At 40.5% G+C, this 14531-nt stretch carries 12 protein-coding genes; 6 read left to right on the top strand and 6 right to left on the bottom strand.

The window, feature by feature from the left end:
- Position 1: 1 nt before the first annotated feature.
- From ACP14Y_RS17945 to ACP14Y_RS17955, 3 genes are all read right to left on the bottom strand, one after another.
- Complete coding sequence (locus tag ACP14Y_RS17945) at positions 2-1393, bottom strand: sodium-dependent transporter (protein WP_424964276.1); 1392 nt, start codon at positions 1391-1393, stop codon at positions 2-4.
- 78 nt (positions 1394-1471) lie between these two features.
- Entirely contained in the window at positions 1472-2905 is a 1434-nt protein-coding gene (locus ACP14Y_RS17950; RefSeq protein WP_424964277.1) for a TonB-dependent receptor, read from the bottom strand.
- Positions 2906-3019: 114 nt separating this feature from the next.
- Positions 3020-4828 (bottom strand): acyl-CoA dehydrogenase family protein, encoded by a 1809-nt coding sequence (locus ACP14Y_RS17955; protein WP_424964278.1) that lies wholly within the window; start codon positions 4826-4828, stop codon positions 3020-3022.
- A 228-nt stretch (positions 4829-5056) separates the two neighbouring features.
- On the opposite strand from ACP14Y_RS17955, the gene ACP14Y_RS17960 reads away from it, so the two are divergent.
- The 6 genes from ACP14Y_RS17960 (at position 5057) to ACP14Y_RS17985 (ending at position 9277) form a co-directional block, all read left to right on the top strand.
- On the top strand, positions 5057-5473 hold the full coding sequence (locus ACP14Y_RS17960) for a DUF2141 domain-containing protein (protein ID WP_424964279.1): 417 nt from the start codon (positions 5057-5059) through the stop codon (positions 5471-5473).
- On the top strand, positions 5470-6516 hold the full coding sequence (locus tag ACP14Y_RS17965; protein WP_424964281.1) for a sensor histidine kinase: 1047 nt from the start codon (positions 5470-5472) through the stop codon (positions 6514-6516). The genes ACP14Y_RS17960 and ACP14Y_RS17965 overlap by 4 nt, the downstream gene beginning before the upstream one ends.
- Positions 6513-7271, top strand: coding sequence for a LytR/AlgR family response regulator transcription factor (locus ACP14Y_RS17970; protein WP_424964282.1), 759 nt, complete (start codon positions 6513-6515; stop codon positions 7269-7271). The genes ACP14Y_RS17965 and ACP14Y_RS17970 overlap by 4 nt, the downstream gene beginning before the upstream one ends.
- A gap of 78 nt (positions 7272-7349) precedes the next feature.
- Complete coding sequence (locus tag ACP14Y_RS17975; protein WP_424964283.1) at positions 7350-8453, top strand: fatty acid desaturase family protein; 1104 nt, start codon at positions 7350-7352, stop codon at positions 8451-8453.
- A 3-nt stretch (positions 8454-8456) separates the two neighbouring features.
- On the top strand, positions 8457-9026 hold the full coding sequence (locus tag ACP14Y_RS17980) for a uracil-DNA glycosylase family protein (protein ID WP_424964284.1): 570 nt from the start codon (positions 8457-8459) through the stop codon (positions 9024-9026).
- A 74-nt stretch (positions 9027-9100) separates the two neighbouring features.
- The gene (locus ACP14Y_RS17985; protein ID WP_424964285.1) at positions 9101-9277 is read left to right on the top strand and encodes a hypothetical protein; all 177 of its coding nucleotides are present in this window, start codon (positions 9101-9103) and stop codon (positions 9275-9277) included.
- Positions 9278-9309: 32 nt separating this feature from the next.
- Here ACP14Y_RS17985 and ACP14Y_RS17990 read toward each other — a convergent pair whose 3' ends face one another.
- The 3 genes from ACP14Y_RS17990 to smc all read right to left on the bottom strand — a co-directional run bounded on the left by ACP14Y_RS17990 (position 9310) and on the right by smc (position 14437).
- Entirely contained in the window at positions 9310-9909 is a 600-nt protein-coding gene (locus tag ACP14Y_RS17990) for a DinB family protein (protein WP_424964286.1), read from the bottom strand.
- A gap of 63 nt (positions 9910-9972) precedes the next feature.
- The gene (locus ACP14Y_RS17995) at positions 9973-10902 is read right to left on the bottom strand and encodes a hypothetical protein (protein ID WP_424964287.1); all 930 of its coding nucleotides are present in this window, start codon (positions 10900-10902) and stop codon (positions 9973-9975) included.
- A gap of 13 nt (positions 10903-10915) precedes the next feature.
- Positions 10916-14437: a chromosome segregation protein SMC gene (gene smc, locus ACP14Y_RS18000; RefSeq protein ID WP_424964288.1), complete on the bottom strand. Its 3522-nt coding sequence runs from the start codon at positions 14435-14437 to the stop codon at positions 10916-10918.
- Positions 14438-14531 lie beyond the last annotated feature (94 nt).

Raw genomic sequence — 14531 nt, forward strand, 5'->3', positions numbered from 1 at the left:
TCTAGAAGAAGTTCACCCCGAAGAATCTTCCAAGGAAAGTAAAAATGAATACCAGTGTTAATAGAACCGGGCAGAGGTAACTCACCGCAAAATCAATATACTTTTCTTTCCAGGTACCCTCCAACTTAGGATTTCCCTGTCTAAGTTCCTCAATTAGATTATGTTTCTTCCACACGTATGCGGCAAAAATGGTGATCAACACTCCACCTAGCGGAAGCAACGTGTCAGATCCTACGTGCTCAACAAATGTCATGAAGCTTGCAGGGGCAGAAGCTCCTACATAAGTAATGAAGTTTGTAAACAAGTCTGAGTATCCATTTGAAATCAGTGATGGTACTCCAAGTAAGAATATCAAGGTTGCAATTAACCACACAGAAGTTTTTCTGCTTGCCTTGTACTCGTCTACCACGTAGGTTACCGGAACCTCAAGTAGTGATACGGTTGAGGTAAGAGCTGCAAAAGATAAAAGAAGAAAAAACAGTGAGCCTACGATCATTCCAAGTGTTGAGCCCAATGATTCAAAAACGCCAGGAAGTGTGACAAAGATCAACCCGGGTCCTCCCGAGAAACCCTCCATTGTTCCATCTGTTAGATATGCTACAAAAGGAAACATCATTAAACCAGCAAGAAAAGCTATCCCTACATCTGTAAGGGTGATATATGCCGCAGATGAAACAATGTTATCGTTTTTAGAGATATAGCTTCCGTATGTGATTAAGGCACCCATCCCCAATGAAAGCGAAAAGAAGGCTTGGCCAAGTGCATTATAGATAACCTCAGGAGTAACCTCACTAAACTCAGGAATCAGGTAGTAAGAGATACCTTTCATCGCGTTAGGTAATGAAGAGGCGTAAAAAGTCAGTAAAAGGATCATGATGACCAGTGAAGGCATTAAAAACTTAGCTGCCTTTTCAATACCTCCGGAGATACCCTTAGAGACAATAAAGGCTGTCACACCCATAAATACCAGACCATAAAGGCCAACAGTGATCACATCATTGGTGAATTGAGAGAAATTTTCTCCAATTCCAAAGTTTCCTCTTACCATCTCCAGGAAGTATCCAAACGCCCAGCCGGCTACTACATTGTAGAAGGAAAGAATCAATACACCACTCAAGATCCCCATCAACCCTAGAAACTTCCAGTTTTTAAATCCAAGCGAGGCGTAAGCTCCTACAGGATTTTTCTGCGTCTTCCTACCGATGGCTATCTCTGTAACCATTACAGGGAAGCATAGAATGAATGCAAAAGCCAAGTAAATGAGAACAAATGCAGCACCACCACCATCAGCAACCTCGAAAGGAAATTTCCAAATATTTCCAAGACCGACAGCAGAACCTGCTGCTGCTAAGATGAATCCAAGTTTGCTGGAAAAGTTTCCGCGCGTGCTCATATATTGACTTTTAGGGGTTAATTAAAGCGCCAAATATAGCAAAAGGAAGATACCCACAAAGGGCAATTTTACAACCGGTTAAATCATGTCCTCTTCGTCCACCTCAATTTGATATGGGTAGTTGAAGAGGTGGTTGGCTTTGATCGCCTCAGCCACTCTGTTAGGCACCATTTCTTCCCAGCCTTTTTCATCATTTTCGATCATATCCAATACCTGATCTGAGATGATGTGGAGGTTTTCGGTTTTAGCATCAGGAATACTTAGGATTTTATGATTTTCAATAAAGTAATAGAATAAGCTTTGGAGGTGTCGTTCCGGTTCAAAATCATTTCCGGTCCTGATATCCCCAGATTTAGAATCAATGATAGGGTAGACGAAGAGTTTAACGTTACTTCCGAAAAGTCTAGCAAAAGATTCCAGAATACCGCCATCCAGGTTTTTGTAGTACTTCTCATCAAATATCTGTGTCAGGTTGTTCATGCCGATGATGATACCTAAAGTCTTGTCTTTGATGAACTGTGATAAGTATCCTGCCAGTTTGTAGTGCTCCTGATAGTTGGAGATCATTACATTTTGTCCAAGTGAACAAAGCAGATCTACCCTGTCCAGGTAATCCTGCTCATCCAGCTCTCCGGCAAGTGTCAGATCTTTGAGTGTTATCTCAACCACAGACACAATATCTTTTGCATGACCAAGCTCTTTCTTGAAGGCTCGCATGCCGGTAATCATCATATCTACATTTACGTGAGTTACCGGTCGGAATCTACCACGAAGAACAATCGCATTCTTTCTATAAATAATATCCGATGGAAGAATGACATTTTTGTCAGGGCCAAACATCGCCACTTCAGTCAATCCATTTTTGACAAGCTTTAGTGTCATCAGACGATTATCCACATGATGGAAATCCGGTCCGGATATACTGAACATGTCTATTTCGAGACGGTCTTTTCTTACATTATCCACTAAGGAGTCGATAATTTCTTCGGGAGTATTGAAAGTATAGCAAGAGTGGATCAGGTTTACACCTACAATACCAAGCACCTGTTGCTGCCATTCTGCGTCACGGTCTTTTAGGGTAACGTGAATGATGCACTCGTTTGGTTTTGTTTGCGAATGTTTTTGAAACCGAATGCCTAACCATCCATGCCCTACATTGCTACGGTTATAGTTGATTGTTTCTACAGTATTGGCGAACGCAAAGAAGGTGCTTTTTTTGGCTCTTTGTGTCAGGCGCTGGTCGAGAAGAGAATACTCACGATCAAGCATGCGGTGTAGCTTCTCTTTAGAAACGTACCTATCACATTTCCCATAAATCGCGTCACTAAAGGTCATGTCATAGGCAGACATGGTTTTGGCGATGGTACCAGATGCAGCACCAGCTTTGAAAAAGTATGCAGCTACTTCCTGACCACCTCCAATCTCGGCTACCGTTCCATAGATTCGAGTATCGAGATTTAGCTGTAAAGCTTTCTCTTTGGTGGTTAACTTCTTATCAAACTCTTCCATCATTCCGGGGGTGCTGTTGCCTTTGACACAAAGCTATTTTGAAATGCGTCTAAAACAAACCTGAATACAAAAAAACCGACCAATGGTCGGTTTTGTTAGTTACGTAATTGAGTTTGCTTAGTTGTATAAAGAATAAGGGTATTTATTTTCCTTAATCATTACATCCGCGATTGCATGTCTTAGTACTTTGGTATTGATCGGATCCATCTTTGTAAATCGTTTCATTCCCATCAGCATTACACGAAGTTCATCTCCTTCTGCAAAGCATGCTACGGTTTCATCTCCTGCATTTTTGATTTTTGTGACAGCCTCATACAGATATAGCTTAGCCATATTTTGGTATAGTGTGCTTCCCTCTTCACCATATTTCTCCATCAGCTTCTCTGTTCTTAGCAGGGTAGACTCAGCTACGTAAACCTCAATCAGCATATCAGCAAGACCCATTAATACTTCCTGCTCCTGATCCAGCTTCGGCCCAAATTTCTCAGCAGCTTTCCCAGCTGCCATCAATACTGCTTTCTTTAGGTTCTTAACAACTTCCTTCTCTTTGGCCAATGGAACAGAAAGGTCAGGTGCTTCAAATGAAGGAACACCTGTCAATTCTTTGCCTACTTCCATGGCAGGTCCAAGTAAGTCGATCTCACCTTTCATTGCCTTCTTCAGCATCATCCCCACGATCAACATGCGGTTAATTTCGTTGGTACCCTCATAAATACGAGTAATTCTGGCATCTCGATAAGCTCTGGCCATAGGTGCTTCTTCTGAGAATCCCATTCCACCATACACCTGAACACCCTCATCTACTACATAATCCAGTATTTCGGATCCATGTATTTTCATGATTGCACATTCAATGGCATACTGCTCTACACCTTTAAGTTTGGCCTGGGTTTCATCCATTCCATCTGATATCAACTTGTCGATTAGGTCTTCGATGTTTTGACCTGCTCTGTAAGAGGCAGACTCTGTTGCGTAAGTCCTGGTAGCCATTTTAGCCAACTTTTGCTTGATGGCTCCAAAGCTGGAAATGGATACGCCAAACTGCTTTCTTTCATTGGCATACTGGGTAGATTTGGTCGCTACGTCTTTGCAACCATTGATACACCCGGCACCAAGTTTTATTCGGCCAATGTTCAGGATATTTACGGCAATTTTAAATCCGTTCTCTCTTTCAGAAAGGAGATTTTCAACCGGAACCTTAAGGTCGTTGAAGAACACCTGACGAGTAGATGAGCCTTTGATTCCCATCTTTTTCTCTTCATCATTCATGGTGATGCCGTCCCAGCTTCGCTCTGCTACAAATGCTGATAGCCTTTTGTCATCATCGATTTTGGCAAAAATGATCAACACATCAGCGAACCCGGCGTTCGAGATCCACATTTTCTGTCCGTTGATCACATAGTGCTTACCGTCATCAGAGAGGACGGCTTTTGTTTTACCCGAATTAGCATCTGACCCTGCATCAGGCTCAGTAAGACAGTAGCAAGCTTTCCACTCACCAGTTGCAAGTTTTGGAAGATACTTTGTCTTCTGGTCTTCTGTTCCGTAATAAAGAATAGGAAGCGTACCAATTCCTGTATGTGCACCATATGCCGTGGAGAATGATCCTGCTGATGCCATCATGTCGGCAATCAACATACCTGTATTGAAACTCATGCCTAATCCACCGTATTCTTCCGGGATAGTCACACCTAATAGTCCAAGCTCCCCAGCCTTATCCATCAAAGAAGGCATTAGTCCTTCTTCCATGTTTTCGATTCTTTCTGTATTGGGATTGATCTCCTTGTCGATGAAATCCAATGTGGCTGCTGCCATCATTTTTTGTTCCTCGGAAAATTCCTCTGGAATAAAGACATCCTGTGCTTGTGTCTCTTTGATAAGGAATTCACCACCTTTCAATGCGGTTTTTTCTACTGCTGCTTCCATTTTATTCTAATATCTATTTTCATTTTTGAGTTAAAAATACTCTGCATGCATAACAAATATAATTAAAATACTCTGCATGCATAACATTTTTTCAAAATTTTTACGGTCTGCTTTTGCTAATATTGCTTTTCTGAAATGAGATTACAATTCAACCGCATTATTTGACAATTGAGTAACAGTAAATTGATGTTGGGGTGTGTGAGTGTCAGCTTTGAAGAAAAAAGAAAAATGAAAAGACTATTCTTAATCTCCGTATTTTTTTTAGGGTGCCTTTTGGCTTTTTCTCAGGTGGAGTGTGAACTGATTGTAAAAGTTGAAAACATCAAAAAAGTAAAAGGCTCACTGAAGATAGCTATCTACAACCATGAAGATCATTTTTTATCCAAAGAAGTGATGAGTGATGGTAGACCTATTGATGCTAATTCGATGAAGTTTTCATTTAAAGGTTTAGGCCAGGGAGTATATGCGGTCTCAATATATCAGGATGAAAATGATAACGGTGAATTGGACGCTAATTTCATGGGGATCCCTTCTGAACCCTATGCCTTTTCCAACAATGCCAGAGGCATGTTTGGACCGCCTAGCTTTGAAGATTGCCAATTTGAAGTAAAAAGAGGGGCACAGGAAATAGTCATATCACTGTGAGAGGATACTGGAAGAAACATTGGAAAAAGCATCTGATAGGAGCTATTTTAATATTTCCTTTTGGAGGTGCAATGAATATGGTTGTTTTCTGCAACAACTGTTTGGAAGAACCTTTTCTCTTTTCATACAACTTTTGGCTGAGTTTTTCATATAGCGGACTGGCTTGGATCTTTTTTTGGAAAGGCAGTGAGCTACTGGTGGATTTTTGGGATTTTTATATTCCATGGGTTAAAGCACCAATCAAGCGGTTTCTGGCAAGTCTTATTTCTATAGTGATATTCGTGTACCTGACAGTCTGGGGACTTGATCTGTTTTTCGATCTCATTGTTTTAGGGAAGACATGGGCCGAAACAATTGATGCGACTGGGGCTCCTTTTTGGAATACATTATGGATTACTTTAGGTATCAATGTATTTATGCATGGCAGAGGATTCTTAATTGCATGGCGTCAGGCTGCAATAGATAATGAACGACTGAAAACAGAGCAGGTGGCCTCTCAATATAATAGCCTGAAAAATCAGGTTAATCCTCATTTTCTGTTCAATTCCTTGAATGTGCTAAGTACATTGGTTTATGACAATCAGGACAAGGCGGTTGAATTTATTCGTAAACTGTCACAAGTGTATCGGTACGTTCTTGAAAGTAAGGATGAAGAGGTAGTCCCAATTGAAGAGGAGATGGGTTTTGTGAGAAATTTTGCATTTCTACAAAAAATTCGATTTGGCGATAATCTTCGAATCGATATTGGTCAGATAAAGAGAGAAAGATATGTACCCCCACTTGCCATTCAAATTCTGGTTGAAAATGCGATTAAACACAATGTAGTTAGTGAAAAAGATCCACTTACTATAAAGGTCAATTTTGAAGATGAAACATGTTTGATCTGGAATAATCTTAAAGAAAAGAAGGTCAAAGATTCAACCGGAATCGGGCTAAATAATCTGATTGAACGCTATCAATACCTGACGGATAAGAAAGTGCAAGTAAATAAAGGAGAAGAATACTTTGAAGTGAAATTACCGCTATTAACACTTGATAAATGAGATATATAATCATTGAAGACGAGCAACTGGCTGCCAAAAGGCTGAGATCATTGATAGAGAGCATACGGGCCGACTATGAGTTTGTAGCCAAGTTTGACTCTGTGGAGTCTGCTTCGATTTCCTTGCCTGCGTTGACGTATGACCTTTTATTCATGGATATTCAACTAGCTGATGGGCTATCATTTGATATTTTCGATCAGATTCAAATCCAGAAGCCCATTATCTTCACTACTGCCTATGATGAGTTCGCACTTAAAGCTTTCAAAACCAATAGTGTTGATTATCTGCTAAAGCCTATTGCTGATGAAGAGCTTGCCAATGCAATAAAGAAGTTCGAGCAAAATTTTGACAAGCCGAAACCTGCCCCTGTAGTAGATTCAGATCTTGAGAAGCTGATGAAAGCACTGCAACCTAGTGGAAAAGAGCGGTTTGTGGTGAAGGTAGGGGAGCACCTGAAAACGATAGAAACTCCTGACGTTCAGTTGATTTATAGTCAGGATAAGGGCACCTATCTATTCACCAAAGCAGGCAAACGTTTTTTAGTTGACTATACACTGGACAAAGTGGAGGAAATGATCAATACAAACCAGTTTTTTAGGATATCCAGAAAATTCATAGTTAATATCAACTTCATCAAAGACATCATAGCATTTACTAACTCACGACTGGAAATTGTAATTGATCATTTTGAGGAAGATCAAATAATCGTGGCTAGAGAGCGTGTTGGTGACTTTAAATCCTGGCTCGACAGATAAATACAGCCATTGGTCAAATTATTTCCGTATTTCCAACGTTTGTTACTTAACTTTGAAAGAATACCATAATTAGATTATATGTCAGTAACAACTATGAGTCAAAGAGTTGTAAGATTTAAAAACAATTTGCACGAGGAGTTTAACAAAACCCTAAATCAAAGGGTAAACCACTACTTCAAAAACTCCAAATACGGAAGATATGCGAATTTTGAAATGGTCACAAAGACTTTCTTCATGTTCGCACTTTACTTCGTACCATACTTTATGTTCCTTTTGGGAATCGTTCAAAACGTTTGGGTTTTCTACCTAATGGCATTTTTGATGGGCTTAGGAAAGGCCGGAATTGGTCTTTCAGTGATGCATGATGCCAACCACGGAGCATATTCAAGAAAAAAATGGGTGAATAACCTGGTAGGCTATTCACTTAATGTAGTAGGGGGCAATGCCACAAACTGGAAAATTCAGCATAATGTGAAGCACCACACCTATACCAACGTAACCGGGATGGACGAAGACATTGCTCCAAAAGGAGGAATTCTTCGATTTGATCCTAATACCCCAATAAAGAAGCACCACAAATGGCAACATATTTACGCATGGTTCCTATATGGACTCATGACGATGAGCTGGATTATTGTGAAAGACATAGTTCAGCTTGCTCAATACACGAAAGATGGAATGCTTAAAAAGCAAACCAAAAGTATTTCAAGAGCATGGATTTGGTTGATTATAACTAAGCTGTTTTATTACTCGTACATTCTTGCGCTACCAATTCTATTTAGTTCGATGGCGTGGTACCACATCGTACTAGGATTCTTCTTAATGCATTATGTAGCTGGGTTTAGCTTAGCGATTATTTTCCAGCCTGCGCACGTTATGGAGGATCATGCCTTTGAGGATGTTGAAGATACCAACGTGGTAGAGGAGAACTGGGCCGTGCATCAGTTGAAAACCACGTGCAACTTTGCTCAGAAAAACAAGGTGCTTTCATGGTTTGCTGGTGGGCTGAACTATCAAATTGAGCATCACTTGTTTCCAAATATTTGCCACGTTCATTATAAGAAAATCTCCAAGATTGTAAGAAAGACTGCTGAGGAGTATAATATTCCATATCGATCCTACCCGACGTTTATGTCTGCATTGGTTTCACATGGTAGAATGCTTTACTCGCTGGGTCGGTAACCGATGAAAGATCTTTTGAATGAAATAGGGAGCTGCACCGTGTGTAGCTCCTTTTTTGTTCACAGCCCCAGGCCTGTTGTTAATGCTTCCAAATCGGCAAAGTTGCTGATCATCGGGCAGGCACCCGGCAGGAGGGTACATGAATCCGGAATCCCGTGGGACGATGCGAGTGGAAAAAATCTTCGAAACTGGCTGGGACTCTCAGATGGTGTCTTTTATGATGAGAAACGGGTAGCCCTGGTTCCTATGGGGTTTTGCTATCCCGGATCCGGAAAGTCTGGTGATTTGCCTCCGAGACCAGAGTGTGCACCTTTATGGCATGAGAGACTCTTACAAGCCTGTGAATCCGTTCAGCTGACGCTATTGATTGGTCAATATGCACAGAAATACTACTTGAAGAGCAATGCAAAGTCCAACCTCACTGAAACTGTAAAGTCATACACAGAATATCTTCCTCATTATTTCCCTTTACCTCATCCATCTCCCAGAAATCGTATTTGGATGAAGAAAAACCCATGGTTCGAAAGCAATATGATGCCTGAACTTCAGAGGAGAGTACGTAAAATCCTATAGGAAAAATTACCATAAAATGGGTATTGATTTTTGCTTCCGAAGCACGGAGATTAGCATATCTAATTTCAATGAATATGAACGTATCAATAATATCTACATACGGAAGGATGGAAAACAGAAAAGAATCTGGTCTTAGAAAGATCAGAAAAACCCTATTGGAGCTGGCAGAGAACCATTTGAACTCCCCAGAAACCAGTCACCTGATCTCCCGAGAGGGAGTTGAAAAACTGAAAAGAAAACTCGCATCATAAAAAGAAAGGCCTGAAATTCAGGCCTTTTTTAATTATTGAGGATACGACTCGCTTTGAATGATCTCCTTGATTTGATCTGTATGACGCTTTGTGTGCCCGGATAAAAACAAGATACCCTGATAAGAATCGATGAGACCAAATGGGAATTGCATGTAGTAGTTTCTAAGATTGAGATCGGTTGACTTTACGAACTTCATGGTCGATTTCCTTCGCTGCTTAAATATTTTTATTGTTCCTGAAAAATCACCGAAACTGTTTGTTGGTTCGAACTCCTTCCTGGTTTTCACCTTTTGTTCACGACTTGTGATTAAACCAAGCAACTTATCATCATCCATAGCTATCTCAGATCTTTTCATGGGATCAGGGTCTCCTTGAATGCTATTTTGGATCATACCCATCAGGTTTTGCTCGGAAATAGCAATATGCTCCAGGCACTCGGCGATTGACCATTGGTCTTCCTCTTGCTTATGATTCACCTGCTCGTCACTAAGTCCCTTCACTAGGTTCGTAAGTTCGTCACTTGTCTGCTTTAGGTGACTCAATGCACTTTTTCTTTCCTGATCTGTAATGCCCTGAGCACATACCGAAATAATGAGAAGGGAAAAAACTGGAATTGATAATACTTTCTTCATGATTGTAGTTGTTAATACTTTAATCAATAACGAAAAAAGGCTGCCCTAATGGACAGCCTTAGATTATTGTTTTTGACTGACGAGATATCCTATGGAAAAATTGGAATCCCGATCAAATATGTATGAAAATGTAGGTTCCAGATAGAGTGCATTGTAGATGACATTCGCAGCTTTTAGCTTTTCATTATCGATAGGGTATTCATTTGGTGGATCAAGTACAAAATACCGGTCGTCACTGCCTTCGATTTCACCTTTGACGAATTCAAAGATCATTCCCCCCAACATAAAGCACAGGTTTCTGTTTTTTTCCGGCACTTGTAACAAGGCATCTCTTACTTCTCTGAAAACAGTGGTATCCTGAACTTCGCTCAAGAAGTATTTAGATCCATGAATTTCCACGCTTAAAGTGTCTTCTCCCTCTACCCAAGCCAATTTGGTATTGCCAGATCCTATGTCCACAATAAATGATTCCTCTACGAATTCTTTGGGAACGGTAGCCAGCAACGCATATCGAGCTTCATCTGAAGCATTAATACTTTCGATTTTGAGAGATACGTTGGTTAGCTGGCTATTCAAAGCAGGAATATCTTCAGACTTAACAACGCTGGAGCTTGCGATCAAGTGAATATTTTGGGGGTTAACACCGTAATTCACAATTTCAGATTTGAATGCTTTGATATTGGCAATGATCTCCGTATTGGTGTTAACACCATAGATAAAATTACTTCGTCCGAATGAAGACCTTTCCAATCGCCAACATCCATCGCTATCTATTTCAACAATGAAGTAATTAAGGCCCAAAGAACCAAGTTCAATAACGGCATTGAGTTCACCATTTTCAGGCACTCGAGGTTGATAATCAAAGGAACGTTTTTCAAGTACAGGTTGCTCTTTGGGTGGGCTGGGTTTTGTCTCTTCTTTGGAAGATTTTTTCACACCACAAGAGGTCAGAAGGATCAAAAAGATGAAACAAACTTTTATGAATAGCTTCATTTTTTTATTTGGGTTAAGCTAACTCTCGTAAATCTACAGGAACTACTTTAGAAACTCCCTGTTCCTGCATAGTTACACCATAAATTACATCTGTGCTTGCCATTGTTCGTTTGTTGTGAGTTACAATTATAAACTGTGACTCCTTAGAAAATTTTCGGATGATCTCATTGAATTTATCAATGTTAGCATCATCCAATGGCGCATCTACCTCATCAAAGATACAAAATGGTGCCGGCTTTAATAAATAGATTGAAAATAGGAGTGAGGTTGCTGTGAGTGTTTTCTCACCTCCAGAAAGCTGATTGATCGTCAGCGGTCGTTTGCCTTTTGGTTTCGCAATGATGTCGATGGAGCTATCCAATGGCGAGTCAGGGTCTGTTAAAGTAAGATCACAATCATCTTCTTCAGTGAAGAGCGTTCTAAATACCTTAATGAAATTGTCTTTGATCTGATGGAAGGCCTCCATGAACGTTTCTTTGGCTACTTCATCGATCTCACTGATTGTGGTCAGAAGTGTCTCCTTCGCGTTTATCAAATCTTCTTTCTGCTCGATAATAAAAGTATGTCGCTCCTGAATTTCCTCAAACGCCTCCATTGCCATTGGATTGATTGGACCCATATTGTCCAGCCTGTTTCGTAGCTTATCTACTTTGGTTCTAAGCTCTTCTTCTGTGAATTTCTTGTAGTCAGATATGTCTTCATCCTTGATCTTCTCCAAATCAATATTAAACTCCACAGATAGGCGGTCTTTCACAGAGTTTAAGCCCATCTTGGCTTCATTGAGTTTATTCTGCCACTCCATAAGTGCATGATCGATTCCTTCACGCTTTCTCTGGGTTTCTCTGAGGTTTTTTTCCTCCTCATCAATGATACTACGAGCTTCGTAGTATTCCTTTTCTGCTTCATTTACGCCTGTCTCCAATGCTTCTTTTTCATCATACATCGAAACAAGCTCATCGTCGCTAGCTGTACTCTTTTTTACAAGTTCATTCAGATTGGCAGTTGCACTTTCCAGCTCTTCACGGTTCTTTTCTATTCTTTCTAATGAGCCTTCATAAGACTCCTCTTTGAATGAAATCTCCTGCAGAATGCTGTTTAATTTATTTTGCCGCTGATGGAATATCACATTCTCTTCATTAAACGCTGAGGACTTTAAGTCTAATGCTTCCTGAAGCGTTAGCGCTTCTTCCTTTTTAGCTTCAACACTCTTTTCAAGTTCCTTTAGTTCCTGCTGTTCTTTCTCAGCCTGAGGTTTCAGGGTTTCCAGCGATTTCTCAAGATCTACAATCTGCTGCTGAATGTCCTCTCTTCGATTCTTGTTAGAGGTAAGTAATTCAAGAAACTGTTCCTGCTTGGTTTGTACAGAGACTTCTACCTCTTTGATCTGTGCAAGCTCTTCCTTTAGTTCTTCCAGTTGTGGTGCTTTGGAAGACTGTCGTAGTTCATCAAGCATGGCCTGCTGCTTGGCAACAGAGCCTTCAGCCTCGGTTTGCTTTTTTCTTAGGTCTTTGATTTCAACCTCTAGCTTTTCGAGGTTTTTCGCTCTACCAATGCGCTTGCCTTCGAACAAGCCAATAGAACCACCTGAAATACTGAATTTGCGAAAGGTAACCTTGCCTTCCTTATCAAGCAGTACCACATTGTCATTTCCAGGATGAGTGGGGTTGGCTGTGATGTACACATTCCACAGAAGATGTTTGATCAGGTTCTCATACTTCTTATCAAAATCTATCAGCTCTAATGCAGATTTACTTCCATGAGGGGCTTCTACTTTTCCTGAAGTGTACTCAGCCAGGTTTTCAAGAATGAAAAAATTGGCTTTCCCCTGCGTTGACTCACTAAGTAAGTTGACAGCCTTCAGTGCATCATCCCTGGTCTCTACGATATAGTAGTTCATGAATGGCTCAAGGAAGTTTTCAATCGCTACCCGATATTCCTCCGGACAACTTAATACATCGGAAAGAAGAGGAGCGTCTTTCCATTTGGGGTTCTTCTTCAGAAACTTAATGGCTTCTGGAAAACCTTCCAGATTATCCACTAAAGACTTAGTGAGACTAAATTCATTTTGTCGGGCATCAAGGGTACGGTTAATTTTAGTGAGTTCTTCCTTGTGCTTAGCGATTTTCTCTTCAGTGTCAGCGATCTGCTCTTTCAGTGTTTCCTCGCTCTGCTTGAGCTTATCATAAATGCTCTGCTTAGTGCTTTTCTCCTGAGTAATTTCATTTAGCCGATTCTTGAACTCTTCGATATTAGCGCTTTTCTCACTGGTATCTTCACTGGTTTTGCTGAGCTCACTCATCATGGACTTCAGCTGGATGTCCTTTATTTCAATTTCCTTATTTAGCTGAAACTGATGATCCTTCTTTTCAGAAAAATAGGTGTTTAATGAATTGAGTTTTTCCTGTGATTCAGTAGTTAGGTTTTTTTGAGATTCATAATCGCTTTTCAGGGTTTCTACTTTGGATAGAATAGCCGTCACATCTTTTTCGACTTCCCGCGCCTCATTTCTCAGTCCTTCCAGAGATACTGCAGCTCGTTCGCTGCTTTGCTTATCATGACTGATTTGCTCTTTCAGCGTCTCGATTTTGTCATGCAAAAACTTCTGGCGCTCATTCTTGATTTTCTTGTCGCTTTCATACTGACGAATCTTACTCACATGTTCATTGAGTGTTTTCTGTCTTGAGGAAAGCAATTTTTCTTTATTGATTAGATCAGCCTTTGCTTTTTCAATAGCAGCCTCTTTTTCATTGACCAGGGAATTCAGTGCAAGCTTCTTGTCATTCTCCTCCTGAATGGATTGCTGAATGCTGTCAAAGTGCTCTTGCTGATTGTTCATTGCCTTTTTGGCCAACGCAATGCTTGAGTTTTTATACTCATCCTTCAACTCATAGTACTTTTTCGCCTGAGTTGCCTGCCGCTCCAAAGACTTAAGGTTCTTTTCAATCTCGAAAAGTAAATCTTCCACACGTTCCAGGTCCGCATCGGTATCACTCAGCTTTTTAAGTGTTTCTTTTTTTCTGATCTTAAACTTGGAAATACCGGCAGCTTCTTCAAAAAGTGCTCTTCTGGAGTTGTCCTTATCATTCAGGATGTCGTCGACCATTTTTAGTTCGATGATCGCATAGCTATTAGAAGCTATACCTGTGTCCAGAAAAAGGTTGGTGATATCCTTTAGACGGCAGGTCACCCCATTCAGCAAATACTCACTTTCACCTGAGCGGTAATATCGACGGGTAATGGTAACCTGTGAGTATTCAGTAGGGATAAGGTTTTTAGTATTGTTGAAAGTAAGTGAGACTTCTGCGAGCTGTGTTGGTTTTCTGGCTTTGGTACCATTGAAAATAACATTCTCCATCTTATCTGACCGGAGCACACGGGACTTCTGCTCACCAAGCACCCATCGGATTGAATCAACTACATTGGATTTCCCACAACCATTAGGTCCAACAATACCGGTGATTCCTTCATCGAAATTGATAACCACCCGGTCTGCAAAACTTTTAAAACCCTTTATCTCTAACTTGGTTAACTGCATGTAAAATCAATCGGCTAAAAAGGTGAAGCGGACAAAAATATAAGATTCAGCTGCAAGTAGAGGAAAGGAATGTTAATTTGTTTAAGTGATTTAT

It is taken from the genome of Ekhidna sp., from assembly GCF_965247405.1.
Classification (GTDB): Bacteria; Bacteroidota; Bacteroidia; order Cytophagales; family Cyclobacteriaceae; genus Ekhidna.